Consider the following 23,329-nt stretch of genomic DNA (forward strand, 5'->3'; position numbering starts at 1 on the left):
GTCGCTGGCCTGGCCAAGCCACGTGCGGTGTGGGTCATGCTGCCGGCCGGCGCACCGACCGAAGACACCATCGACACCCTGAGCACCTTGCTCGAAGCTGGCGATACCATCATCGACGGCGGCAACACCTTCTATAAGGACGACATCCGCCGGGCGAAAAACCTCTCGGAAAAAGGCCTGCACTACGTCGACGTTGGCACCTCCGGCGGCGTCTGGGGCCTGGAGCGGGGCTACTGCATGATGATCGGTGGCGAAGCCGAGGTGGTTAAACGCCTTGATCCGCTGTTCGAGAGCCTTGCACCGGGACTGGGCGACATCCCTCGCACCAAGGACCGCAAGTCCGAAGACGATCGTGCCGAGCGCGGTTACATCCACGCAGGCCCGGCCGGTTCGGGCCATTTCGTGAAAATGATCCACAACGGCATCGAATACGGAATGATGCAGGCCTTCGCCGAAGGCTTCGACATCCTCAAGACCAAGGCCAGCACCAACCTGCCGGAAGACCAGCGTTTCGACCTGAACGTAGGCGACATCGCCGAAGTCTGGCGTCGTGGCAGCGTCGTGTCGTCCTGGTTGCTCGACCTGACCGCCGACGCGCTGGCCAGCGATCCTAAACTCGACGGTTACACAGGCGAAGTGGCTGACAGCGGTGAAGGTCGCTGGACCATCGAAGCCGCCATGGAGCAATCGGTGCCTGTACCGGTGCTGTCGAACTCGCTGTTCTCCCGCTACCGTTCGCGCGGGCAAGGCACCTTTGGCGACAAGATTCTCTCGGCCCAGCGCTTCGGCTTCGGCGGCCATGTGGAGACTTCGAAAAAATGACCCGTCTGATCCGCAATAAATCCAAGGCAGAACCCGCACCACCGACCACGCTGTTTCTGTTCGGTGCCCATGGTGATCTGGTCAAGCGTCTGCTGATGCCGGCGCTGTACAACCTGAGTCGTGACGGTCTGCTTGGGGATGGACTGCGGATCATCGGCGTTGACCACAACGCCATCACCGATGAAGCCTTTGCCCGCAAGCTCGAAGATTTCATTCGAGCTGAAGTGGCGAGCAAGGTCGGCAAGGGCGATCAAGCCCTTGATCCGGAACTGTGGGCCAAACTGGCCAAAGGCATCAGCTACGTCCAGGGCGACTTCCTGGACGACAGCACTTATCAAGCGCTGGCGGCGAAAATCGCCGCCAGCGGTACTGGCAACGCTGTCTTCTACCTGGCCACCGCGCCACGTTTCTTCAGCGAAGTGGTGCGTCGTCTCGGCGCCGCCGGCTTGCTGCAAGAGTCGCCAGAAGCGTTCAGAAGGGTAGTGATCGAAAAACCCTTCGGTTCCGATCTGCATACTGCCGAAGCCTTGAACACTTGTTTGCTCAAGGTGATGACGGAAAACCAGATCTACCGGATCGATCACTATCTGGGCAAGGAAACCGTGCAGAACATTTTGATCAGCCGGTTCTCCAACAGCCTGTTCGAAGCGTTCTGGAACAACCACTACATCGACCACGTACAAATCACCGCCGCCGAAACCGTCGGCGTGGAAACCCGTGGCAGTTTTTATGAACACACCGGCGCCATGCGGGACATGGTGCCCAATCACCTGTTCCAATTGCTGGCAATGGTCGCGATGGAGCCGCCGGCCGCCTTTGGCGCCGATGCGGTACGCGGTGAGAAAGCCAAGGTGGTCGGTGCGATTCGTCCCTGGACAGTCGAGGAAGCGCTGGCCAATTCTGTGCGCGGCCAATACGCGCCCGGCGAAATCGACGGCAAGCCGTTGCCGGGGTATCGCCAGGAAAACAACGTGGCGCCCGACAGCAACACCGAAACCTATGTGGCACTTAAGGTCATGATCGACAACTGGCGCTGGGTCGGCGTGCCGTTTTACCTGCGCACCGGCAAGCGCATGAGCGTGCGCGACACCGAGATTGTCATCTGCTTCAAACCGGCGCCGTATGCGCAGTTCCGCGATACTGAAGTCGATGAGCTGCAACCGACCTATCTGCGAATCCAGATTCAGCCTAACGAAGGCATGTGGTTCGATCTGCTGGCCAAACGGCCCGGTCCAGCCTTGAAAATGGCCAATATCGAACTGGGGTTTGCCTACAAGGATTTCTTTGAAATGCAGCCGTCCACCGGCTATGAAACCCTGATCTACGATTGCCTGACCGGCGATCAGACGCTGTTCCAGCGCGCCGACAACATCGAGAACGGCTGGCGCGCCGTGCAGCCTTTCCTTGATGCCTGGCAGCAGGACGCGAGCGTGCAGAGCTATGCCGCTGGCGAAGACGGCCCGCTGGCTGCAGAAGATCTCCTGACTCGCGATGGTCGCGTCTGGCACGGTCTCGGATGAGTGATACAACGTCGCAACCCATCCGTTTTTTACTCAGTGACATGGACGGCACCTTGTTGCTGCCCGATCACAGCCTCAGCCAACGCACCCTCTCAGCGGTCCGCTCCTTGCGCGAGGCGGGCGTGTTGTTCAGCCTGGCCACCGGTCGTCCACCCAAAGCCATGTTGCAGCAGATTGAAGCCCTGGGCGTCGACCTGCCAACGGCAGCCTTCAATGGCGGCACCATCGTCAATCCGGACGGCAGTTTGCTGGTCGCGTATTACTTGCCGGCAACGGCGGCGCTGACCACTCTGGCGTTGTTTGCCGACCGGCCGGACATCGAAATCTGGGTGTTCAGTGGTGGCGACTGGTTGCTGAAAGACCCGAACGGCCCAATGGTGCCTCGTGAACAGCACGGCCTGGGTTATCCGCCAGTGGTGGTCGAGAGTTTTGAGCCGTACCTGGAACGCATCGACAAGATCGTCGCCACCAGCAACAACACGCAGTTGTTGATTGAGCTGGAAGCGCTCCTGCTGCCCAAAGTGGAAGGCCAGGCACAGGTCTCCCGTTCACAGCCGATTTATCTGGACGTGACCGCGATGCAAGCCAACAAGGGTGCAGCGCTGGCGACACTGGCCGAATTTCTCGGTGTGCCGCTGGAGCAGACCGCGGCGCTGGGCGATGGCGGCAACGACCCGGCGATGTTTCACCGCGCAGGCTTGTCGATCGCCATGGGGCAGTCGGAAGAGGCGGTGAAGCGCCAGGCGGACGTGGTGACGGGCGCCAATACCGAGGACGGCGCGGCGCAGGCAATCGAGCGCTACATCCTGAAACGCTGAAACCCCTGTAGGAGCTGTCGAGTGCAGCGAGGCTGCGATCTTTTGATGTTGCTTTTACAAGCGAAGATCAAAAGATCGCAGCCTCGTTGCACTCGACAGCTCCTACAGGTTGATTGGTGTTACAGCCAGAAACTCACGGCATACCAGCCAAGAACACCCATCACCACGGTGTACGGCAACGCCATCCACACCATCCGTCCGTACGACAGTCGAATCAGCGGTGCAATCGCCGAGGTCAGCAGGAACAGAAACGCAGCCTGACCATTGGGCGTCGCCACGCTCGGCAGGTTGGTGCCGGTGTTGATCGCAATCGCCAGCGTCTCGAAATGCTCACGGCTCATGTGGCCGGAGATGAAGGCCTGTTTGACTTCGGTGATGTAAATGGTCGCGACGAACACGTTATCGCTGATGGCCGACAGCAAGCCGTTGGCAATAAACAGCATGCCCGGCTGTTGATCCGCTGGCAGCGCCAACACCCACTGGATCAAAGGCGTGAACAGTTGCTGATCGTGAATCACCGCCACCACCGCGAAAAACACCACTAGCAGCGCTGTGAACGGCATGGCGTCCTTGAACGCGTTGCCGATACGGTGCTCGTCGGTGATGCCAGTGAATGCGGTGATCAGCACGATCACCATCAAGCCGATCAGGCCGACCTCAGCAATATGGAACGCCAACCCCGCAATCAGAATCAGCGCTGCCAATCCCTGCACGATGAGTGCTGCACGTTGGCGCGAGGTGCGTTCGGCATTGTCTTCTGCAGCGTAATTGGCCAGAACCGCACGCACGTTGTCCGGCAACAGCGTGCCGTAACCGAACCAGCGAAGTTTCTCCAGCAGGACGCAGGTCACCAGGCCTGCCACCAGGACCGGCAATGAAACCGGGGCGACTTTCAGAAAGAACTCAGAGAAGTGCCAGCCCATCTCGTGGCCGATCAGCAGGTTCTGCGGCTCACCGACCAATGTGCAAACACCGCCCAGTGCGGTACCCACGGCACCGTGCATCAGCAGGCTGCGCAGAAAGGCGCGGAATTGTTCGAGGTCGGCGTGATGGAGTGTGGGCAGGTGCTGGTCATCGCCAAACTCGCTGTCCTGACGCGGATCGTTGCCCGAGGCGACGCGGTGATACACCGAGTAGAACCCGACGGCTGCACTGATGATCACGGCGGTCACGGTCAAGGCATCAAGAAACGCCGACAGAAACGCCGACAGGAAGCAGAACATCAACGCCAGCAGCGCCTTGGAGCGAACCCCGAGCAGCAGTCGTGAGAACAGAAACAGCAGCAGGTCTTTCATGAAGTAGATGCCGGCCACCATGAACATCAGCAGCAGGATCACCGGGAAGTTGTGCACCAGCTCGTCGTAGAGTGCCTGGGGCGTGGTCATCTTCAGCAACAGTGCTTCGATCAACAGCAGGCCGCCGGGCATTAACGGATAACACTTGAGCGCCATGGCCAGGGTGAAGATAAACTCCAGCACCAGCAACCAGCCGGTCACCACCGGGCCTACGGTCCACAGCGCCAATGCGTTGAGAATCAGGAAGCCGACAATGCTTGCCTTGTACCAGCGGGGTGAATGCCCGAGAAAATTGTGCGCGAACGCCTGTGCCATTGAACCGGGCATCGGCTACTCCTTGTATTAAGAAGCGCGCAACTTGCCGTAAGCAGAAGGGAAGATCAAGTGTAGGAAAACTGTGCAGGCCTACGCCAGATAGCGTGCGACGATCGCTCGATAGTTGCCATCCAGTGAATAGCCTCCGACGACAATGTTTCCGTCGGCCTGCATGACCACGGAAGTCGCGGTATCCAGGCTGCGGCCCAGGCGGGTGCGAACCCAACCGGTGCCATTGCCGAAGCTGCGATCGAGTTGCCCGTCGGGCAGATGCCGCGCCAGAATGAAATCCGCCTCGACGCCGCCGATCGTGGCTCCGACCGTCACCACGCAGCCGTCCGGCAGTGCCTGTGCGTCGGTCCACTGGCAGCCGCTGTGACCGATTTCCAGCAATTGGGCCTGGCCTCCATTGCAATGAATGTCCGGGCGACCGTTGCTGTGTACTTTCAGTGCCATGCAATGCATCGGGTCGCGGCTGCTGCCAAAGCACTGCACATCGCCATTTTCCTGTTGGACGATCTGGCTGACCTGAGCGCTATACCCACGTGCCTTGAAGGTCATGAAACCATCCACGGCGAAACAATCGTCGAGCCTGCCGTCGGTTTGATAGCGGGCCAGCAGACCTTCTTCAGGGAAGTTGATCGACCCGCCCACCAGGATCCGGCCGTCTCGTTGCACCATGAGGCTGCTGAGCCAGGTGTTCATCAGCAAGTGCCTGACAATCACAAAGCCACGACCGTTGAAGGTGTCGTCCAGCGAGCCGTCGGTGTTGAGCCGTATCAGCATGCCGACATGATCGGACAGTTCGAAGTGATGATTGGCCTGCAGCAGGATTCGACCATCCTCCTGCACGCAGAAATCACAAGCTTCTGCACCCGATACGCCGGGGGGGAGCCAAGTGTCACGCATGCCTCGGGAAAGACCGCCCGGCAGACGCACGACGCAGCGGCCATTGTCGCCAAAACATCGAGCCGGCCGACCATGCTGATCAAACAGGGCAAGGGCGGGCAGTGTCCGGTGAGCATTTTCGTAGTGCAGGCCGGCTACCAGAATGTGCCCATCAGGCAGACGTGGACTTTGCCGGCCATGGCCTCGAAGCCGTGTTCAAATTGCCCGATGACGCTGCCTTGATTGCCGAACGCCAGATCTGCCGAGCCGTCGTCGAGCAAGCGTGCCACGCCGAAGCGGCTACCGCCTGGCGTTCCGACCTTCGCCGCGATTAACAACCTGCCACGTGAATCAATCGCGACCCCGTTGGCCATGCTCGAGAGGCTGCCAGCGAAATACACCTGGGTTTTGCCAGACGAGGCAAAGGTTGTATCAAGTTTGCCGGCGTTGTTCAGGGTTGCCGGTAATGCAAACGCGGTCTGGATTGACATGCACGCAGCTCCTTGCGAGTCGTCCTGAACCGGGAGTTTGGGTGGCGACTGTATAAGGAAACATTCAATCCCTGAACGCCTGGATGCACAACTGTCATAACTAACAGACGGAGGGTCGCTGTGTGCCAGAACAGTGTCTTTTCGACCCACTGACAAGCCTGCCAAGTGGTTGGTCGCGTGCAAGTTCGAACAATAATCGGGGGAGGGCGCGGGTTACCGTTTGGTAACCCGCAAAACGCTTAGTGTGGCATCGACCACGATTGGAGTTTGTAACCCTCCTCGCTCAATTCCGCACGTGCCGCTTCAAGCAGGCATTCAAGTTGCGCAGGATCGGTATAGGCACTGCTTGGGATCTGCTTACGGCCGATGCTGCGGGTGTTGGTGCGATCGATAACGGTCAGGCTGAGTTCGCCATTACCGTCTTGTGGGGCCCAGGCCACGCATTGGAACGGTTGGAATGCGCGGTCGGCAATCAAAAGAGCTTCGTTGATGCGGAGCGGGGCGTTCATGGGTTTTTCTCTCTGTATGCCCAATCAAGTGATGTGCCGTCGGTTGGGCTTACCGTTCGGCTGGTTACTTGTACTGATGCCCGCAACCGGGGGGCGGGTCACATACAATTAAAAGAAATATCAACTTTCTTTGATTGGCTCAAGGTGTGGACAGGATTTGAAAGCTGAATGAAAGGAAGGACTCGTTAGGTAACTAACTAAGCCGCTTCTTATAACTAATAACGCAACCGCTCTATAGTCAAACGGTACAAGGTCACGTCAAATTATTGCTAACGTTACAGCCAGGTCCGCCAAACGACTGTTTTTAATAATATTTCATAAATTTGGCGCCAAGGAACAGCCATGATCGAAGCGCCTGCCTTACGACGTCTGTTAGTAGTGGACCCCTGCGACGACTGTCATCGTCTATTGCCGGGTTTACGCTCTGTGGGTTGGGATGTTGACAGCTGCAGCCTGGAAAACGCAGGGGACAAAACTTGCGACGTCGGCCTGTTGCGTTTGCAGCCTTTTCACCTCGAACGCCCGGAAGCCGTCAAAGAGCTGATCAGCCGTAGCGGTACCGAGTGGATCGCCGTACTCAACCAGGAAGTCCTGCGATTGCAGAATGTCGGGGACTTTGTCTGCGAATGGTTCTTCGATTTCCATACCTTGCCATTCGATGTGTCTCGGGTTCAGGTGACGCTGGGTCGGGCATTCGGGATGGCACGCCTGCGCGGGCAGGGCACGGTTCACATTGATCAGCCTGAACACGAGCTGCTTGGCGACAGCAAACCCGTTCGCGAACTGCGCAAGTTGCTGAGCAAGCTGGCGCCCACCGAGTCTCCGGTATTGATCCGTGGTGAAAGCGGTACCGGTAAAGAACTGGTCGCCCGCACGCTCCATCGACAATCCCAACGTCACAGCAAACCCTTTGTCGCGATCAATTGCGGCGCAATTCCAGAACACTTGATCCAGTCCGAACTGTTTGGCCACGAGAAGGGTGCTTTTACTGGCGCCCATCAACGCAAGGTCGGGCGGATCGAAGCGGCTAACGGCGGCACGCTGTTTCTCGACGAGATCGGTGATCTGCCCCTGGAGCTGCAGGCGAACCTGTTGCGTTTCCTCCAGGAAAAGCACATCGAGCGGGTGGGCGGCAGTCAGCCGATTCCTGTGGATGTGCGGGTATTGGCCGCGACCCATGTCGATCTTGAGGCCGCGATCGAAAAGAAACGCTTTCGCGAAGATCTGTATTATCGCCTGAACGTGTTGCAGGTCGTGACCGCGCCCTTACGTGAGCGTAATGGCGATCTGTCGATGCTGGCCAACCACTTTTCCCATTTCTACAGTCATGAAACCGGCCGCCGTCCGCGCAGCTTCAGTGAGGACGCCTTGATTGCCATGGGCAAGCATGACTGGCCGGGCAATGTGCGCGAGCTGGCCAACCGGGTACGTCGCGGGTTGGTACTGGCCGAAGGCCGGCAGATCGAAGCGCGAGACCTGGGGCTGATCAGCCAGCAGGCCGTTGCCGCGCCGATGGGCACGCTGGAAAACTACAAGCACCGGGCAGAGCGCCAGGCCTTGTGCGATGTACTTAACCGCCACAGCGATAATTTGAGCATCGCCGCCAAGGTGCTGGGGATATCCAGGCCTACCTTCTACCGTTTGTTGCACAAGCATCAGATACGTTAGACGCAAGATCTAAAGATCACAAGATCGCAGCCTTCGGCAGCTCCTACATTGGAATGCGTTCACCCTGTAGGAGCTGCCGAAGGCTGCGATCTTTTGATCTACAACAAAAAAAAACCCGCTGGGATTGAAGTCGCAGCGGGGCTTTGTTGTTGTGGATTAGAAGTAGTACGGGAATTTCAGGCTGAAGGAAAAGTCTGGCGAGTCGTCGGTCAGACCGATGGACAGGTTGGGAACGATCGTCAGGTTATCGGTTGCTGCCAGCGTCATGCCGATGTTGAAGTTGGCCGAGTTGTAATCGCTGTTGGTAATCGATTGCCAATCGCCACCGTCCGGCTTGATCTTGCTCTTGCTGGCGAACTGGTCGGTGAACGAGAACGACATACTCATCTTCTCGTTCAAGGCGAAAGCAATGCCGGCGCCGACCTGCCAGGAGTTGCCCAGTTTCACGTCACCGGGCACCTTGGAGTTGATCTGAGGGCTGATGTCGCTGAAAGAGTCTTCAATGTTGTAGGTGTAGGACAGGCTGCCGAACAGCACGGCCGGGTCGAAGGTCTTGACCAGCGAGATACCCGGGGTGATCGCCCAGACACCGTTGCCGGTAGGCAAGTCCTCGGGTACCGAGAGGTTATCGTTGGCCGGGTCATTGACCAGCTTGATGCCGTAAGGGTCATCACCGGTCGGCGCCTTGACGCGCAGTGTAACGACCGCGTCGGGCAGGTTGGCTGACTCATCCAGAAACTTGTAAGCAACGCCAACGTTCACATCGCCAATGGTCGGGTCGCGGGTAACGGTTGCGTCCGACGTCACCGGGCCAGCGCCACCGGCGCCACCGGAGGAATACGTGGATTGGCGATAAACCACGGGGACGTTAATGTCGAACTGCCAGCGTTGTCCCGTGTTGTAGCGGGCGGTCAGGTCCAGGGTCCAGTTGTCGGCCTTGATGCGGTCGAGGTTGATGTTGCCGAGGAAAATCGAGTCCAGTGCCAGGAAGCCGTTAAGTACCAATGCACGGGTATCGTAGTGCGTGTAGGTCAGGCCGGTTTCGACGCTGAACTTGCCGCCACCGAAGAAGCCGCTGGCTTCGTCATACAGGTTGGAAACGCTTTGCGCAGGCTCCGAATCATCCTTGAGCGATTGGCCGTATGAACTGCCTGTGGTTCCCGGCGCACCGGCGGCCACCGTCTGGCCACCCCGGGTCGTTTCGGCAGGGGATTTGGTCAGGCGTTTGGGAGCCGGTGTCGCAGGTGTTTCTTCGACTTGGCGAACGCGTTGCTCGAGTACCATCAGCGCGTTCTGTTGTGCTTCGTAACGCTGTTTCAACTCCATGAGTTCTTGTTTTAGTATCTCGACCTGGGGGTCCGGTGCTGCGTATAGCAGTGTTGCCGGGGCCAGGCTACTCAAACAAACGATAGCTCTGAACGTTAACGATCGGTGCATGGATTAGCCGTCCCTTCTGACTTTATCTGATGAGACTGAGCGTAGATCAGAATCCTTGAGTGCGAAGACCTTTGAGCTGGTCCAGGTTGCCGTTCAGCGACCCGGCTGTCGCCACGTTGTCACGCAGCACGACATTGAGGGACGTGAGGTTGCGGACCTGGTTGCCACCGCCGAGCAAAGTCGTGTTCTGCATCAGCCCACCCTGGCCCAGGCGTTGTACGGTACTGCCCTGGTTGTTGTTGGCCACTATGTTGAGTTGCACACCCGTACCGGCCGAGGAAATGCTCAGCGAGCCCGCGCCATTGGCGCCGACCAACGTCGAGCCTGCGGCCAATGCCTGGCCCTGCTGTTGCGTTGTTGGCGCTTGGTTAGCCCTTGTGACGTTGATATCAACGTTGTTGTAGGCAGTGTTATGGTCGCCGGCAGCACGCACGACTTGAGTGACGCCTTCGGTGCTGTTGAGGCCGCTGCCGCCAATGACGGTACCGGTGCCTTGCGAACTCGCTGAGCCATTACCTTTTTCGTTGATTATCGACACATAGAACTGTGGCGTGATGGTCGATTGTTGAATTTGCATCGAGGAAGTTGCCCCGATCAGTTCACCGTTGGCATTTTGCCAAGTGCTGGTCATGACAATGCCGAAACTGACGATCCGTCCCGGCATGACATAGCGGCCTCGCAGGCTCGCCAATTCCTGATCGTTCAGTTCAATGGGTTTGAATATCTGTGCCTGGGTCGGCAGGCTGGTGGCCAGGCAAACCATCGCCAGCCAGATTGGAGTCTTCATGGGAATGCTCCCGGAGCGTCGTGCTCCCTTGTTATTAGAAGAAGTCGCTTTGGATGAATCCGAAATCCATCAACTCTGCGTCTTGCACCGGGCTGAAGGTGTTGATGCGGTTCTTGGCGGTCAGTGGCAGGGGTGGGTCGAGCAACGCATTGGTTTTGTCGTAGCCCTGGCCGATGATGGCAAAGATGATGCCGTTCCAGCCTTTTACAAAGTCTTCGACTTTGTAACGTTTATGACCGAGTACCGGATCTCCGATATAGACCCAGCCCTTATGAACTCTTTGCATAACCACAAAATGTTTGTAGCCACGGATATCCATGAGTACCACAACCGGAATTCTGATCTCGCTCAACGTTTCCTGCGCAACCCGGTAACCACGGGCCCGCATGCCGATACTTTCCACGTAGCGCTTCATGTCGAGCATGGAAAAGCCCTGGACGCGGACAAGATCCTGATCGGAGTGTGCCAGCATGCCTTCGATGATTTGTTCTTCGTTCACGTCCAGCCAATAGGCCTGACGCAATACCGTTGCCAGCGCAGCTGCGCCGCAACTGAAGTCGGTTTTCTGTTGGACCAGGTCGGCAAACTTGCGCTCACGCACGCTTTGGATCGGCTTGAACACCACCGCGCCGCCCGGCAGGACGGAAAGCGGTATTTGTGCAGCCTCGCTAACACTGGTCACGCAAAGCAAAAATGCCAAGGCGATAATGCGCATAGTGGGATGCCTTCTGGTTGTGTTGAAAAAAGGCCCCCATAAGGGGGCCTCCAGAGACAGCAATTAGAACGACTGATTGGAAATGGCCAGCGAGTTGCTTTGTTGGTTACCCACACCGGCAGCCACGTTGACGCCCAGGTTGCCACTGCCACCATTCACCGAACCGCTCAGGGTTGCAGTGTTGGTCACAGGGTTTGCCCAGCCAGTTGGAGTCAGCACTTGATAGGAGTAGGTGTTGCTCAAATCAAATGAACTGCTCTCACTGAAGCTTCCCGCTTTTGCGAACTCGGATTCGGACGATTTACTGGCCGATTTTTCGAACGAGGAGGCGTTCGATTTCTCGAACGACTTATCGAACGATTTTTCGAACGAGGAATCGCGCGATTGGTCGTACGAGGATTCGTGAGATCTGTCGTACGAGGAGTCGCGAGATCTGTCGAACGAGGATTCGCTCGATTTGTCGAACGATTTGTTTACCGCTACGTCAAGCGTTGCGTCAAGCGATGCGCTAAGCGATGCCTCGGAACTCCTGCTGCGGGTGCGATCGCCAAAGCCATTGTTGACGGTAGTGGAACTGGAAGCCGCCGTATCAATGTCCAAAGTAGCGCCCAGGGAAGCGTTCAAGGATGCACTCGAAGAACCGCTTGCACTGCTGCTGTTGGAACCGCTCGCAGAACTGCTGTTAGAACCGCTCGCAGAACTGCTGTTGGAACCGCTCGCAGAACTGCTCTCCGAACCGCTTATATCAACGCTAAGGGAACCGCTGGAATTAGAGCTCTTGGCTCCGGCCGCGGCCCAGCTCGAAGAAGCGCTTTCACTGCCGCTAAGCTCGAATGACTTATCTTTAGAGAAACTACCGCTGGCCGTGTTGGTAACGGTAATCGTATCTACGCGGTAGGTCCGATCAGCGGTGTTATTCACTATCAGGCCAGGACCGTTTTGATTGGCAGAGGCGGTGGCTGTTGCGTTACCCAGCGGGGCATTGGAGTTGGCAATTGCCATGGTGTTTTTCTGCTGGTTGAGGTCGCCGCCAGCAATGTTGATACCCATGTTGCCGCTACTGCCATCGCCCGATCCGCTCATCACGGCAGAGTTTGTGACGCCGTAGTTGTTGACCTTATTATTGTTGCTGTATTGCGAGACTCTAGCGCTGGCTTGGGAAGTGCCGAACACAAAGCTGTTATCGAGACTGGAGTCGGAGCCAGCGTTTGCGATGGCGGCCGCGTTGTCTTGTTGGTTGCCCGCGCCTGCTGCCACGTTGACGCCGACGTTGCCGCTCGCGCCTGAGGCAGAGCTGTTCATCTCGGCTGAGTTCTGAGTCCCTTCGTTGTGGATGCGGTTGCCGGTACTGGTCTGCCTATCGTTTGCATTGGCGGTCGCTTTGGTTTGGATCCAGGTTGGAGGAGGAGTGTGGTGGCCACCGTTATGATGACCATTATGGTTACCACGTCGATCGTTCTGACCCGCTTGTGCAGCTACAGCCAAGACCGCAGCAATTGCAAAAACCAGAGGCTTTATTGCCATCGAAGGTTTCATGGTGATTCTCCGTACTTATTTTAGGTTAAGTGTTGTACCTACCTGTTTGGGTCAATCCGTGACCCGGACGCTCAGGGTGTTGGCCGTTCGGTTTCCCACCCCGGCGCTCTGATTCAACTGGATCACCCCACGGCTACCGGTGAAGGCCTGATCGCTGGTAGCGACCTGGCGATAGCCTGGTGCAGAGTCAGTTGGATCGGAGTTAGTGATCAGCGCCACGTTCTGTTGCCTGAGGACGCTGTCGTCGATACTTTGCGGCTGTGTGCCAATGCTTATCCGCAGGGCATTGGCTTGCTGGTTGCTGGCGCCCGCGCTCTGGTTGACGCCCAGTACGCCGTTGCCGTGGCTGAAGGAGTCGCCTTGAATGCTGGATCGAGCATCGATCCTGGGGTCGACCACCGTACGCAGCCGTTGGCGAATCTGTGTGGTCGCGCTGGCTCCATGGCCAACGGCGATGGCCCGGGCGTTAGCCTGTTGCTGGAGATCGCCGGCGGCCTGGTTGACCGCGAGGTTGCCCTGGTACTGTGTGCCCGAGCCGTCGATGTCGGCGTTATTGATGACGGGAGATTGGGCAAAGGTCGATGCACTGCAAAACATGGCGATAATCAGCAGCGTACGATTCATCTTAACGGTCTCCCGTTATGACTTTCAGAGCACCCAGGCCTTGCTGGACGCTTGAATTAACCATGTTGGCAATACCGTTTCCGGCATTTCCCGAGCGTCCAGCGGGGAGGTTGGAAAGCTGGGTCTGGTTGCTGATATTGCCGCCCAGGTTGTTGGTGTTTTGAGTGACCAGGCGGGAGATGCCTGCACCACTGGCAACACCGGCAAAGTCGCCGTCGCTCAACTCGTTCGTTTGACTGATGATTTGTTTGGACGGGTTGGCATTGGCGGTCGTGGGGCTAGGGTCGGGAATCAGCGGCGCACGTGTTGCCATGCGCGGCTGGACATCACGTTTGATAATGATGATGCCGTTGTCAGCCTGTACAGGCAGGCAGACACCTGAGCTCAGTGCGAATCCGATCAGCAGGAGGGTGTAGATGCTTTTATCAAATTTCCCCACGGCGGCAATTCCTTCTGTAAGTGGAACGCTGGACCCTTATCAGCGTTGCGAGGAAGAGAGCAGAAGATGTGCCGGTTTTTGTTTTTCTTTTAAAAACAGTTGGTTGGCTTTAATTGTCGAGGTTGTCAAAAAAAAATTGTAACGCCACTGAGACAGAGCCAGGCAAAAGTGCCGTCCATGCTGGCGGCATTGCTCGCTAAAGGGCGCTGAAGGCAGGTTGTATCAGTGGCTTAACATTTTCTTGCCGGCGTGCTTGAGCCGCTTTAACTCGCGGGTTTGCGCAGAGGTGAGTGTTTCATGAATGGACATTTGCGGCAGGGCGGGTACCCGGTCAGGCCTTGAGCAAGCGGGTCACAGCCTCGAATGCCGCGTCCTTGCGCTGTTTCCAATCACCTTGCAGCACCTGGCAAGGCTGGCGGTGCAGGTCAAGCCATTGGCGGCTGGCCTGGAAAAACGCCTGGCGTTCTGCCAGTTGCGGTTGGCAACGCTGCCCGTCGTCATGCCAGGCCACGGTTTCAGGGCTCAGCAGCAAATGCAGGTCGTAGTGCCGTGCCAGCAATGCTTGCTCGATCCACGTCGGGCAAGCGCCAAACAAGGTCTGGCTCCAGAGGATGTTGCTCAGCAAGTGAGTGTCGAGAATCAGCAAATGCGGCTGCCGGGCGCGTGCCTCGTCCTCCCATTTCAGCTGCCCTCGGGCGATTTCCGGAATGTCGGCCAGGCAGGTATCTCGTGGGTTTTGTTCGATGAACCAGCGTACATATTCGTCTACCAGGACCCCGCCGAAATGCTGCTGTAACTCGGCTGCCAGCCAACTCTTGCCGCTGGATTCGGGGCCTGTGAGTACCAGAACTTTCATGTGCGCAACGCCGGATCGCCCCGCCATTCCCGCCAGCCTTGCACGGCAATCAGGGCGAACAGCGCGTAGAGCCCGGCGGTCAGGTACAGGTCTTTGTAGATAAACAGCCCGACGAAGATCACATCCAGGGTGAACCAAAGCGGCCAGCATTGAACGCGTTTTTGCGCCATCCATAACTGCGCCACCAGGCTGAAGCCAGTCAGTGCCGCATCGAGCCAGGGTTGTGCGGCATCGGTCCAGTTCGCCATTGCAGCGCCCAGCAACAGACTGCCGACCGCTCCAATGACCAGACTGATAGCGACCGATTTACCGTCGAGCAGGCTGACCTGCCGACCATGGTGCGCGCCCCCCGCATGCGTCCACTGCCACCAGCCATAGAGTTGCAATGCGGCGTAGATCACCTGCAGGAGCATGTCCGAGTAGAGCTTCACCTCAAAAAAGATCCAGCTATAAAGCAGCACCATGACCAGACCGATCGGCCAGCACCAAGGGTTCTGTTTGACCGTCAACCAGACGGCAATGACACCGAGGGCAGCGGCAAACAGTTCAAGCCCGGACATGGAGGTTCCTTGGGAGAAGTCGAAGAGGGGGCGGATTGTAACGGGAAGGAGCGAAGTTTGAAGATCAAAAGATCGCAGCCTGCGGCAGCTCCTACGCCGAACGCATTTCCTTGTAGGAGCTGCCGCAGGCTGCGATCTTTTCGGGTTACACCCGGAACTGCTTGAGCAGCCCGTTCAACTGCTCACTCAATTCCTTCAGATGAACGCTGGCCACGCTCGACTGTTCGGCCGCCAGCGCTGTGCTGTGGGACAAACCGGCCGCCTGGGTGACGTTCTGGTTGATGTCCTCGACTACATGCGCCTGTTGCAAGGTAGCGCTGGCGATGGAGGCGTTCAACCCGTTGAGGTTGCGCAGCGCCTGGGCAATGGCATTCAGGCTTGCACCGGCCAGGCCGGCCTGCTCGATGGTCAACTGCGATGCACGGCTGCTGTCGCCGATCACTTTGACCGCCGCTTCGGAGTGGCTTTGCAGGCGTTCGATCATCGACTGGATCTCGGCCGTGGACTTCTGGGTACGCTGGGCCAGCAGTCGCACTTCATCGGCCACCACTGCAAAACCGCGACCTTGCTCGCCAGCCCGGGCGGCTTCGATGGCCGCGTTGAGGGCCAACAGGTTAGTTTGTTCGGCGATGGAGCGGATCACTTCGAGGACGCTGCCGATCTGCGTGCTTTCGGCGGCCAGGGTACGAATCACTTCCACCGCCTGATCGATGGTGGACGACAGCTTGTCGATCTGTTGCAGGCTGCCATCGATGTTGACCTGACCTTGCTGCGCCTGAGACTCGGCATCGCGCATTTCGCTGGCGGCGTGCTCGGCGTTTTTCGCGACATCGTGCACGCCATACGTCACTTCATTGATTGCCGTAGCCACCAGTTCCATTTGCTGGGACTGTTGCTGACTGCGTTGCTGGGCCTGGGCGGCATCATTGCCCAGTTCGCTGGAAGACTGGCCCAAGGCACTGGCGGACACTTGCAGTTCCCTGATCACCAGTCGCAGCTTGGTGGTGAAGGCGTTGAAGTGGCGTGCCAGTTGCGTGACTTCATCCTGGCCATGAGTGTCAAGGCTGCGGGTGAGGTCGCTCTCGCCGCTGGCGATGTTGGCCATGGCGTTCACGGTTTCCTGCAGTGGACGCACGATGCTGCGGGCAATCAGGATCACCAGCAATGCCATGATCAGGGCAATCACTAGCCCCACGAACGAGGCCTTCCAGACCTGGCTATAAAACTCGGCCTGCATGTCATCGATATACACGCCCGAACCGATCACCCAGCCCCAGGGCTCGAAGAGTTTGATGTAGGAGGTTTTTTCTACCGGCGCGCTGGCGCCCGGTTTCGGCCAGCGATAATCGACCGTGCCGGCACCCTTGGCCTTGGCGACGGCGACCATTTCGTTAAACAGGGCAAAACCGTCCGGGTCGCGGATCGCCGAGAGGTTCTGGCCATCGAGTTTCGGATTGGCCGGGTGCATGATCATCACCGGCGTCAGGTCATTGATCCAGAAGTAGTCGTTCTGGTCATAACGCAGGCCGCGAACGGCGCTCAGTGCCTGCTTCTGCGCAGCATCGCGGGTGAGCGTGCCGGCGGTTTCGAGGTCGTGGTAATAGGTCAGAATGCCACTGGCGGTTTGCACCACATGCTGGGTTTTCTGAGCCTTGGCGTGGTACAGGTCATCGTGAATCTGCTTGAGCATCAAGACGCCCAACGTCATTAGCATCAGGACGGCCACGATCAAGATGAGCCACAAGCGTCGGCTGATCGACATACTGCGCAAGCTGTTCATAACGCTGTCACTCCGGATTCTTTTTCTTGTAATAAATGATCGCCAGCATCCAACCACACTTTGCCAATCGGTTATATCCGACCCAAGTCCAATAACGCGGCAGCGTTAATCAGACTTGTCTGATAGGATTTCGGCCCCGCACGGAAAAACCTGAATCCAAGTTGATTTTTCACGGAATTTTTATGGTTTCGTCTGGATCCTGTGCGCGCGGGACTTCAGCTAGGCTGATCGCAGTAAACGTTCGGAAAAAATATTAACGGGGCATGCCGTGGCGCATCGCTTCTTGGGGGATTGATGGATCTTTGGACTGCCTTTTCGGCATTGATTCTTGGGGTTGTAGAAGGGCTGACGGAGTTTTTGCCGATTTCCAGTACCGGCCACCAGATCATTGTGGCTGACCTGCTCGACTTCGGTGGCGAGCGGGCCATGGCCTTCAACATCATTATTCAGTTGGGCGCGATTCTGGCGGTGGTGTGGGAGTTTCGCCGCAAGATATTCGATGTGGTTATCGGTTTGCCGACGCAGCCAAACGCTCGACGCTTTACCGCGAACCTGCTGATCGCCTTCCTGCCGGCGGTAGTGTTGGGGGTGATTTTCGCTGATCTGATCCACGAGTATCTGTTCAACCCGATCACCGTGGCCACGGCGTTGGTCGTGGGCGGTATCGTCATGCTGTGGGCTGAGCAGCGTCAGCATGAAGTGCATGCCCACACCGTCGACGAAATCACCTGGAAAGACGCCCTGAAAGTTGGCTTCGCCCAGTGCCTGGCAATGATCCCAGGGACCTCGCGTTCCGGCTCGACGATCATTGGCGGTTTGCTGTTCGGCTTGTCGCGCAAGACCGCCACCGAGTTTTCTTTCTTCCTGGCGATGCCGACCATGGTCGGCGCGGCGGTGTACTCGGGCTACAAGTATCGCGACCTGTTCGTTCCGTCTGATTTTCCGGTGTTCGCGATCGGTTTCGTCACGGCGTTCATCTTCGCGATGATTGCCGTCAGAGCCTTGCTCGTGTTCATCGGCAGCCACAGCTATGCGGCGTTTGCCTGGTATCGCATCGCATTCGGCCTGGTCATCCTGGCCACCTGGCAGTTCGGCTGGGTTGACTGGGCCGCGGTCAAGCCATGAATGACGCCAGCGCGCGCAACAACCCCGGACGCAAACCCGCAGGAGAAATTCGCAATCTTCAGCTGAAATTGTTGGTGTTTGCGGTCCTGTGCGTGCTGCCGCTGTTCGGCTCGATGTCGTTGTGGCTGCGCGGGGTTTCCGTGATTCCGTTGGCGGCGTACGGGGTCGTCAGCCTGCTGGCGTTCTTGCTGTACTGGAGCGACAAGCGCAAGGCGCGCGCCGACAGTTGGCGCACACCGGAGAACGTGCTGCATGCGGTGGAACTCGCCGGAGGCTGGCCGGGCGCCTTGCTGGCGCAGCAGCTGTTTCGGCACAAGACGCGCAAGCTCTCGTTTCAGTTGGTGTTCTGGATCATCGTTCTGATGCATCAGGTGTTCTGGATCGACCAGCTGTTTCTCGGCGCCCATCTTTTCGCGCTGCTTTAAAGCAGCAGTCCGACCTGGGTGCGCTTGGGCAACTTGCTCACCACCAATTGATGGGAACGCTGCAACAAGCCTTGCAGCTCTTCAGGGCCCAACGGGTAGGGCGTTTCCATGATGATCCACTGAGCCCGCGCCAGATACGGCGCCGGGCGGATTCCCGGGCGGTCGCAATGACCGAGAAACAAATCCTTGTCGACCTTGAAGGCCAGGGATTCGCCCCGCAGATTCTGCAAGGCAAACATCTTGTTCCCTGCAATCGAAAACACCGGTACGCCACCCCACTTGTAGTCTTCCCGCGCACCCGGTAGCGCGAGACAGAATTGCGCGGCATCCTCTTCGCTCATGCGTCCAGCCTTCATATCAGTCGGTCCCCACAGTCATTGAATGACTCGATCAAATGGTCAAGCCAGGCGCGTACGGCCGGCATCACCCCGCGCCGATGAGGGTAGACCGCTTGCAGCCAGCCGCCAGGCAACGACCACTCGGGCAGCAACTGCACCAGCGAGCCGTTTTCCAGTTCCTGCTCGCAATACATCATAGGCAACATGGTAAAACCCTGGCCGGCGAGGGTGCAGGCCTTGCGCACGATAAAGTCATCGATGCCCAATCGCGCTTCGAGGGTGAGATCGCAGCTTTTGCCCTGTTGGTCGAGCATGCGGATATGCACCAGGCGGTCGGCTTCCAGGGCGCCGAGCACGGGCAGGTTTTTCAAGTCTTCGGGGTGGTTGATTTCACGTCCGTGCAAAAAACCGGGGCTGGCGACCAGCGCCATCTGCGCCTGGCGCAAACGTCGGGTGACCAGCAGCGGATCCTCATCGCCCAACTCACGCACCCGCAGCGCCACATCGACGCCCTCGGTCACCAGGTCGACGCGGCGGTTGAGCAACATGACCTCCAGTTGAACCTGAGGATACTGCTCAAGGAAATCGCTGATCACTGTCGGCAGAATTTGGTGGGCCAGCCCGACGGGGCAGGACACCCGCAAACGCCCGCGAGGTTCGCTGGACATACTGGCGACGGCTTCGTCGGCCATTTCGGCTTCCAGCAGCATTGCCTGACAGTGCCGCAGGTAACGTTCACCCACGGCGGTCAACTTCAGTTGTCGGGTGGTGCGTTGCAGCAGGCGCGCGCCGAGACGCTCTTCCAGCTCGGCGATGCGCCGCGACAACCGCGACTTGGGAATTCCGAGCAAACGCCCGGCCGCAGCGAAGCCGCCGGCTTCAACCACCTTGGCGAAGTAGTAGAGATCATTGAGGTCTTGCATGGTGTGAGCTCGATTGTTCTATCAGTGGGACGAACTATCGCATTGTTGCAGTCTAATCAGCTATTGGTTTCGTCTGTAGGATTCCCCCCATCAGATCGCCTCGTAGCGATCCTCACCTGGAGATCCCACATGAAACTGCTGCATATCGATTCGAGCATTCTTGGTGACAACTCGGCTTCCCGTCAGCTGAGTAGCGAAGTCGTTAAAGCCTGGCAAACCGCAGAGCCGACTGCCGTGGTGACCTATCGCGACCTGGCCGCCGATGCCATCAGCCATTTCTCCGCCACGACCCTGGTTGCCGCCGGCACCACCGCTGAACTGCGTAACGCCGCGCAGCAACACGAAGCCGAGCTGAGCGCCACCACCCTGGCCGAATTCCTCGCCGCCGATGCCGTAGTGATTGCAGCTCCGATGTACAACTTCACCATCCCGACCCAACTCAAGGCCTGGATCGACCGCATCGCCGTTGCCGGTCAGACCTTCCGTTACACCGAAGCCGGTCCTGAAGGCCTGTGCGGTGGCAAGAAAGTCGTCATCGTATCGACTTCCGGCGGTCTGCATGCTGGTCAGGCCACGGGCGTGGCTCACGAAGAGTACTTGAAGGTGCTGTTCGGCTTCATCGGTATCACTGACCTCGAGTTCGTCCGTGCCCATGGCCTTGCCTACGGTGACGAAGTTCGTACCAAAGCCATGAGCGACGCCCAGACGCAAATCAGCGAGCAGTTGTTCGCCGCCGCGTAAGGCTTGTGTAAAGAAAATCAAACAGCTCGGGCAATACCCAAAAAACTCTGTATTCTGATCACGCAAGTGCCAGATACGGAGTTTTTTGTTTCTGGCTATTTCGGAATTTCATTAAAAAGTGGCCCAAGTTATGCAGTCGAGGGTTAACGTCCCCGGTCATTAGCCAGGTGGAGCCTCCCATGGTGCGTCTTTGTGCAACTTTACTGATTTGTCTGCTCAGCAGCCTGAACTCAGTGCACGCCGCGCCTGCGCCGCATCCTCACTGGAGCGTCGGCTTCCATGAGATGAGTTTTCTTGACCCTTTGGACTTGCAGCCGATGCGCGCCATCGCCTTCTATCCCTCCAGCGACAAGGAGCACTCCAGCATCATCGAGGGCTACACGGTCGAAGCGGGCGAAGACACCCCAGTCGCCATCGGTCGTTTTCCGATGCTGATGCTGTCCCACGGCAACACCGGAACCCCGCTGGCTTTAAACGACCTCGCCACGTCGCTGGCACGCAAAGGGTTTGTGGTGGTGGCGGTGACCCATCCCGGTGACAACTCCAAAGACCACAGCCGCCTCGGTACGTTGAGTAACCTTTACGGTCGGCCCATCCAGATTTCCGAAGCCATTACCGCGACGCTGGGCGATCGAATGCTCGCGCCCTTCGTCAATGCCGATCAGGTCGGTGTGATCGGTTATTCGGCGGGCGGGGAGACGGCGCTGATTCTGTCCGGCGCGACACCAGACCTGGACCGACTGCGCCGCTATTGTCAGGAACGTCCGGACGACCGCGATGCCTGCAACACCCAAGGCGAATTGATTGCTGACCGCGATGACTTGCAACCGGTGGTTGACCCTCGGGTTCGCGCCTTGCTGCTCATGGCGCCGCTGAGCCTGAAGTTTGGTCGCCATACCCTGGCCGACGTGCACGTGCCGGTCCTGCTCTACAGCGGTGACGGCGACAAACTGGTGGCGTTCGACAAGAATGCCGCCGCCCTGGCGCGCAAACTGCCGATCGCACCGGACTTCAAGTTGCTGGCGGGGGCAGGGCATTTTGTGTTTATGGCGCCTTGCAATGAAGAACAAATCATCGCTATGCCGGCGCTGTGCACCGATGCCGATGGCGTCGATCGCAAAGACATCCATCGCAACATGATTTCCGAAGCTGGGCGTTTCTTCTCTCATGCGCTTGGCAAACCGACCCGGGCCGGAATGCAGACCGCCGATCAATGATTTTATGACCACCACTTAATCCCTGTGGGAGCGAGCTTGCTCGCGATAGCGGTCTGTCAGCCAACATCCATGTTGAATTTGAGGGCGCCATCGCGAGCAAGCTCGCTCCCACAGGGATTGCATGCGTCAGGTTAATGCGCGGCGTTTCAGTATCAAGGTTAGGCCTAGCCCGCACACCGATAACAATGCCGCGCTGAAGAAAATCCACGTGTACCCAAGGTTCAACGCCACCGCGCCCATCAACGGCCCGGCAATCGCCAGCGCCAGATCGAAAAACACCGCGTAAGCACTCAATCCCGCCCCGCGACTGGAATTGGGCACTTGCTTGATCGCTTCGACCCCCAGCGCCGGATACACCAACGACAGACCGAACCCGGTCAGGCCTGCGCCGATCAGCGCATAACCGGTCGAAGGCGCGAGCCACAGCAACACCAGGCCCACCGTTTCAATGCTCATACAGGCAATGGCCGAGGTGAACCCACCGAAACGGCTGATGCTGGAGATGAACAACAGTCGCGCCAGAATGAAACACACGCCGAACACCGTCAGGCAATAAGCCGCGTCGGCCCAGCCGCGGCTGACGTAATACAGGGTAATAAAAGTGGTTAACGTGCCGTAACCGATGGAGGCGAGGCTCAGGCTCGCGCCGAACGGCGCAATGCGCCCGAACACTGCCCAGAACGGCAGGCGTTCGCCGCGAATCACCGGCACCGAGGGTTTGTTTCGGATCAGCAACAACGCCGCCAGCGCCAGCACCGACAGCGCGATCCCAAGACTGGCGAACCCCAGCTCGCCAACCATCACCACGCCCAGCGGTGCACCGATGGCGATGGCGCCGTACGAGGCGATGCCGTTCCAGGAGATCGATCGCGCGGTATGTTCAGCGCCCACCTGACCCATGCACCAACTGATGGTGCCGACCCCGATCAATCCCTGGGCAATCCCCAGCAACAAGCGGCCGGCGATCAGGATCAACAGGCTCAGCAACGGAAAACTTTGCAGCAGCGTTGAAATCAACGTCAGCGCGCCACTCAACACAATCCCCGATAACCCGTAAACAATCGCCCGCTTGGTGCCGATGCTGTCCGACAGGCGCCCGGCCATCGGGCGGCTGAGCAGGGTGGCCAGGTACTGCGAGCCGATGGTCAGCACCGCGATGATCGCACTGAAACCCAGCTGCTCATGGACATACCCCGGCAATACCGCAATCGGCAGGCCGATGCAGAGGAAGGCAATAAAGGTATAAAAGACGATGGAGACGATCTGCAGGGTGATTGCAATGGAGCTTTGTGGTGGCAGTTGCTGCACAGACATGAGGGCTCGTTCGCGGGCGGCGGTAGGAGAGCTGCATCATGGCGCGGGCTGCAAATAAAAGGAAGCAGGCTAACGAAAATCAAAAGATCGCATCCTTCGGCAGCTCCTACAGGGGGGGGGCGCATTCCAAAGTAGGAGCTGCCGAAGGCTGCGATCTTTTGATCTTCAGACAATAAAAAGCCCCGT

The 23,329-nt window shown here is 58.2% G+C and carries 22 protein-coding genes and 1 pseudogene; 8 read left to right on the forward strand and 15 right to left on the reverse strand.

Annotated features, from left to right (window positions below; all coding sequences use genetic code 11):
- From gnd to WLY71_RS19055, 3 genes are all read left to right on the forward strand, one after another.
- Positions 1–822, forward strand: an 822-nt coding sequence (gnd, locus tag WLY71_RS19045; protein ID WP_347804769.1) for a phosphogluconate dehydrogenase (NAD(+)-dependent, decarboxylating), incomplete at its 5' end; no start/stop codon positions are given.
- A complete protein-coding gene (gene zwf / locus WLY71_RS19050) occupies positions 819–2,342 on the forward strand; it encodes a glucose-6-phosphate dehydrogenase (RefSeq protein ID WP_347804770.1) in 1,524 nt (507 codons plus the stop codon). The genes gnd and zwf, both read left to right, overlap by 4 nt.
- A complete protein-coding gene (locus WLY71_RS19055) occupies positions 2,339–3,160 on the forward strand; it encodes an HAD family hydrolase (protein ID WP_347804771.1) in 822 nt (273 codons plus the stop codon). Before zwf ends, WLY71_RS19055 begins: the two co-directional genes overlap by 4 nt.
- A gap of 119 nt (positions 3,161–3,279) precedes the next feature.
- Here the strand turns inward: WLY71_RS19055 and nhaB are convergent, their stop codons facing one another.
- The 3 genes and pseudogenes from nhaB to WLY71_RS19070 form a co-directional block, all read right to left on the reverse strand.
- Positions 3,280–4,782 carry a sodium/proton antiporter NhaB gene (nhaB, locus tag WLY71_RS19060; protein ID WP_347804772.1) on the reverse strand — a complete coding sequence of 501 codons (1,503 nt, stop codon included), beginning with the start codon at positions 4,780–4,782 and terminating at the stop codon, positions 3,280–3,282.
- 78 nt (positions 4,783–4,860) lie between these two features.
- Positions 4,861–6,149, reverse strand: a pseudogene (locus WLY71_RS19065) (NHL repeat-containing protein).
- Positions 6,150–6,388: 239 nt separating this feature from the next.
- Entirely contained in the window at positions 6,389–6,658 is a 270-nt protein-coding gene (locus WLY71_RS19070) for a hypothetical protein (protein ID WP_008149930.1), read from the reverse strand.
- 342 nt (positions 6,659–7,000) lie between these two features.
- Between WLY71_RS19070 and WLY71_RS19075 the strand changes: the two genes are divergently transcribed.
- Complete coding sequence (locus WLY71_RS19075) at positions 7,001–8,326, forward strand: sigma-54 dependent transcriptional regulator (protein WP_347804773.1); 1,326 nt, start codon at positions 7,001–7,003, stop codon at positions 8,324–8,326.
- Positions 8,327–8,482: 156 nt separating this feature from the next.
- On the opposite strand, the gene fapF is transcribed toward WLY71_RS19075, so the two are convergent.
- From fapF to WLY71_RS19120, 9 genes are all read right to left on the reverse strand, one after another.
- Positions 8,483–9,763: a fibril amyloid transporter FapF gene (gene fapF, locus WLY71_RS19080; protein ID WP_347804774.1), complete on the reverse strand. Its 1,281-nt coding sequence runs from the start codon at positions 9,761–9,763 to the stop codon at positions 8,483–8,485.
- 46 nt (positions 9,764–9,809) lie between these two features.
- Positions 9,810–10,550 carry a fibril amyloid subunit FapE gene (gene fapE, locus WLY71_RS19085; RefSeq protein WP_347804775.1) on the reverse strand — a complete coding sequence of 247 codons (741 nt, stop codon included), beginning with the start codon at positions 10,548–10,550 and terminating at the stop codon, positions 9,810–9,812.
- 34 nt (positions 10,551–10,584) lie between these two features.
- Positions 10,585–11,265, reverse strand: coding sequence for a C39 family peptidase (locus tag WLY71_RS19090; protein ID WP_347804776.1), 681 nt, complete (start codon positions 11,263–11,265; stop codon positions 10,585–10,587).
- A gap of 63 nt (positions 11,266–11,328) precedes the next feature.
- Complete coding sequence (locus WLY71_RS19095; protein WP_347804777.1) at positions 11,329–12,801, reverse strand: heme utilization protein; 1,473 nt, start codon at positions 12,799–12,801, stop codon at positions 11,329–11,331.
- Positions 12,802–12,852: 51 nt separating this feature from the next.
- Positions 12,853–13,425: a fibril amyloid subunit FapB gene (fapB, locus tag WLY71_RS19100; RefSeq protein WP_347804778.1), complete on the reverse strand. Its 573-nt coding sequence runs from the start codon at positions 13,423–13,425 to the stop codon at positions 12,853–12,855.
- 1 nt (position 13,426) lies between these two features.
- On the reverse strand, positions 13,427–13,864 hold the full coding sequence (gene fapA, locus WLY71_RS19105) for a hypothetical protein (RefSeq protein WP_347804779.1): 438 nt from the start codon (positions 13,862–13,864) through the stop codon (positions 13,427–13,429).
- Positions 13,865–14,195: 331 nt separating this feature from the next.
- Complete coding sequence (locus tag WLY71_RS19110) at positions 14,196–14,720, reverse strand: AAA family ATPase (RefSeq protein ID WP_347804780.1); 525 nt, start codon at positions 14,718–14,720, stop codon at positions 14,196–14,198.
- Entirely contained in the window at positions 14,717–15,280 is a 564-nt protein-coding gene (gene pnuC / locus WLY71_RS19115) for a nicotinamide riboside transporter PnuC (RefSeq protein ID WP_347804781.1), read from the reverse strand. The genes WLY71_RS19110 and pnuC overlap by 4 nt, the downstream gene beginning before the upstream one ends.
- A 145-nt stretch (positions 15,281–15,425) precedes the next feature.
- The gene (locus WLY71_RS19120; protein WP_347804782.1) at positions 15,426–17,060 is read right to left on the reverse strand and encodes a methyl-accepting chemotaxis protein; all 1,635 of its coding nucleotides are present in this window, start codon (positions 17,058–17,060) and stop codon (positions 15,426–15,428) included.
- A gap of 294 nt (positions 17,061–17,354) precedes the next feature.
- Between WLY71_RS19120 and WLY71_RS19125 the strand changes: the two genes are divergently transcribed.
- On the forward strand, positions 17,355–18,185 hold the full coding sequence (locus tag WLY71_RS19125) for an undecaprenyl-diphosphate phosphatase (RefSeq protein WP_347804783.1): 831 nt from the start codon (positions 17,355–17,357) through the stop codon (positions 18,183–18,185).
- Positions 18,182–18,610, forward strand: coding sequence for a DUF1294 domain-containing protein (locus WLY71_RS19130; RefSeq protein WP_347804784.1), 429 nt, complete (start codon positions 18,182–18,184; stop codon positions 18,608–18,610). Before WLY71_RS19125 ends, WLY71_RS19130 begins: the two co-directional genes overlap by 4 nt.
- On the opposite strand, the gene WLY71_RS19135 is transcribed toward WLY71_RS19130, so the two are convergent.
- Positions 18,607–18,966 carry an MmcQ/YjbR family DNA-binding protein gene (locus WLY71_RS19135; protein WP_347804785.1) on the reverse strand — a complete coding sequence of 120 codons (360 nt, stop codon included), beginning with the start codon at positions 18,964–18,966 and terminating at the stop codon, positions 18,607–18,609. The genes WLY71_RS19130 and WLY71_RS19135 overlap by 4 nt on opposite strands.
- Complete coding sequence (locus WLY71_RS19140) at positions 18,963–19,871, reverse strand: LysR substrate-binding domain-containing protein (RefSeq protein WP_347804786.1); 909 nt, start codon at positions 19,869–19,871, stop codon at positions 18,963–18,965. Before WLY71_RS19140 ends, WLY71_RS19135 begins: the two co-directional genes overlap by 4 nt.
- Positions 19,872–20,000: 129 nt before the next feature.
- Here WLY71_RS19140 and WLY71_RS19145 point away from each other — a divergent pair, with 129 nt between their 5' ends.
- Both WLY71_RS19145 and WLY71_RS19150 read left to right on the forward strand, forming a co-directional pair.
- Positions 20,001–20,612, forward strand: a complete 612-nt coding sequence (locus WLY71_RS19145; RefSeq protein ID WP_347804787.1) for an FMN-dependent NADH-azoreductase — start codon at positions 20,001–20,003, stop codon at positions 20,610–20,612.
- Positions 20,613–20,791: 179 nt separating this feature from the next.
- Positions 20,792–21,829 (forward strand): alpha/beta hydrolase family protein, encoded by a 1,038-nt coding sequence (locus WLY71_RS19150; protein ID WP_347804788.1) that lies wholly within the window; start codon positions 20,792–20,794, stop codon positions 21,827–21,829.
- 126 nt (positions 21,830–21,955) lie between these two features.
- Here WLY71_RS19150 and WLY71_RS19155 read toward each other — a convergent pair whose 3' ends face one another.
- The gene (locus tag WLY71_RS19155; protein ID WP_347804789.1) at positions 21,956–23,143 is read right to left on the reverse strand and encodes an MFS transporter; all 1,188 of its coding nucleotides are present in this window, start codon (positions 23,141–23,143) and stop codon (positions 21,956–21,958) included.
- Positions 23,144–23,329 lie beyond the last annotated feature (186 nt).

This window comes from Pseudomonas rossensis (assembly GCF_039888995.1).
Classification (GTDB): Bacteria; Pseudomonadota; Gammaproteobacteria; order Pseudomonadales; family Pseudomonadaceae; genus Aquipseudomonas; species Aquipseudomonas rossensis.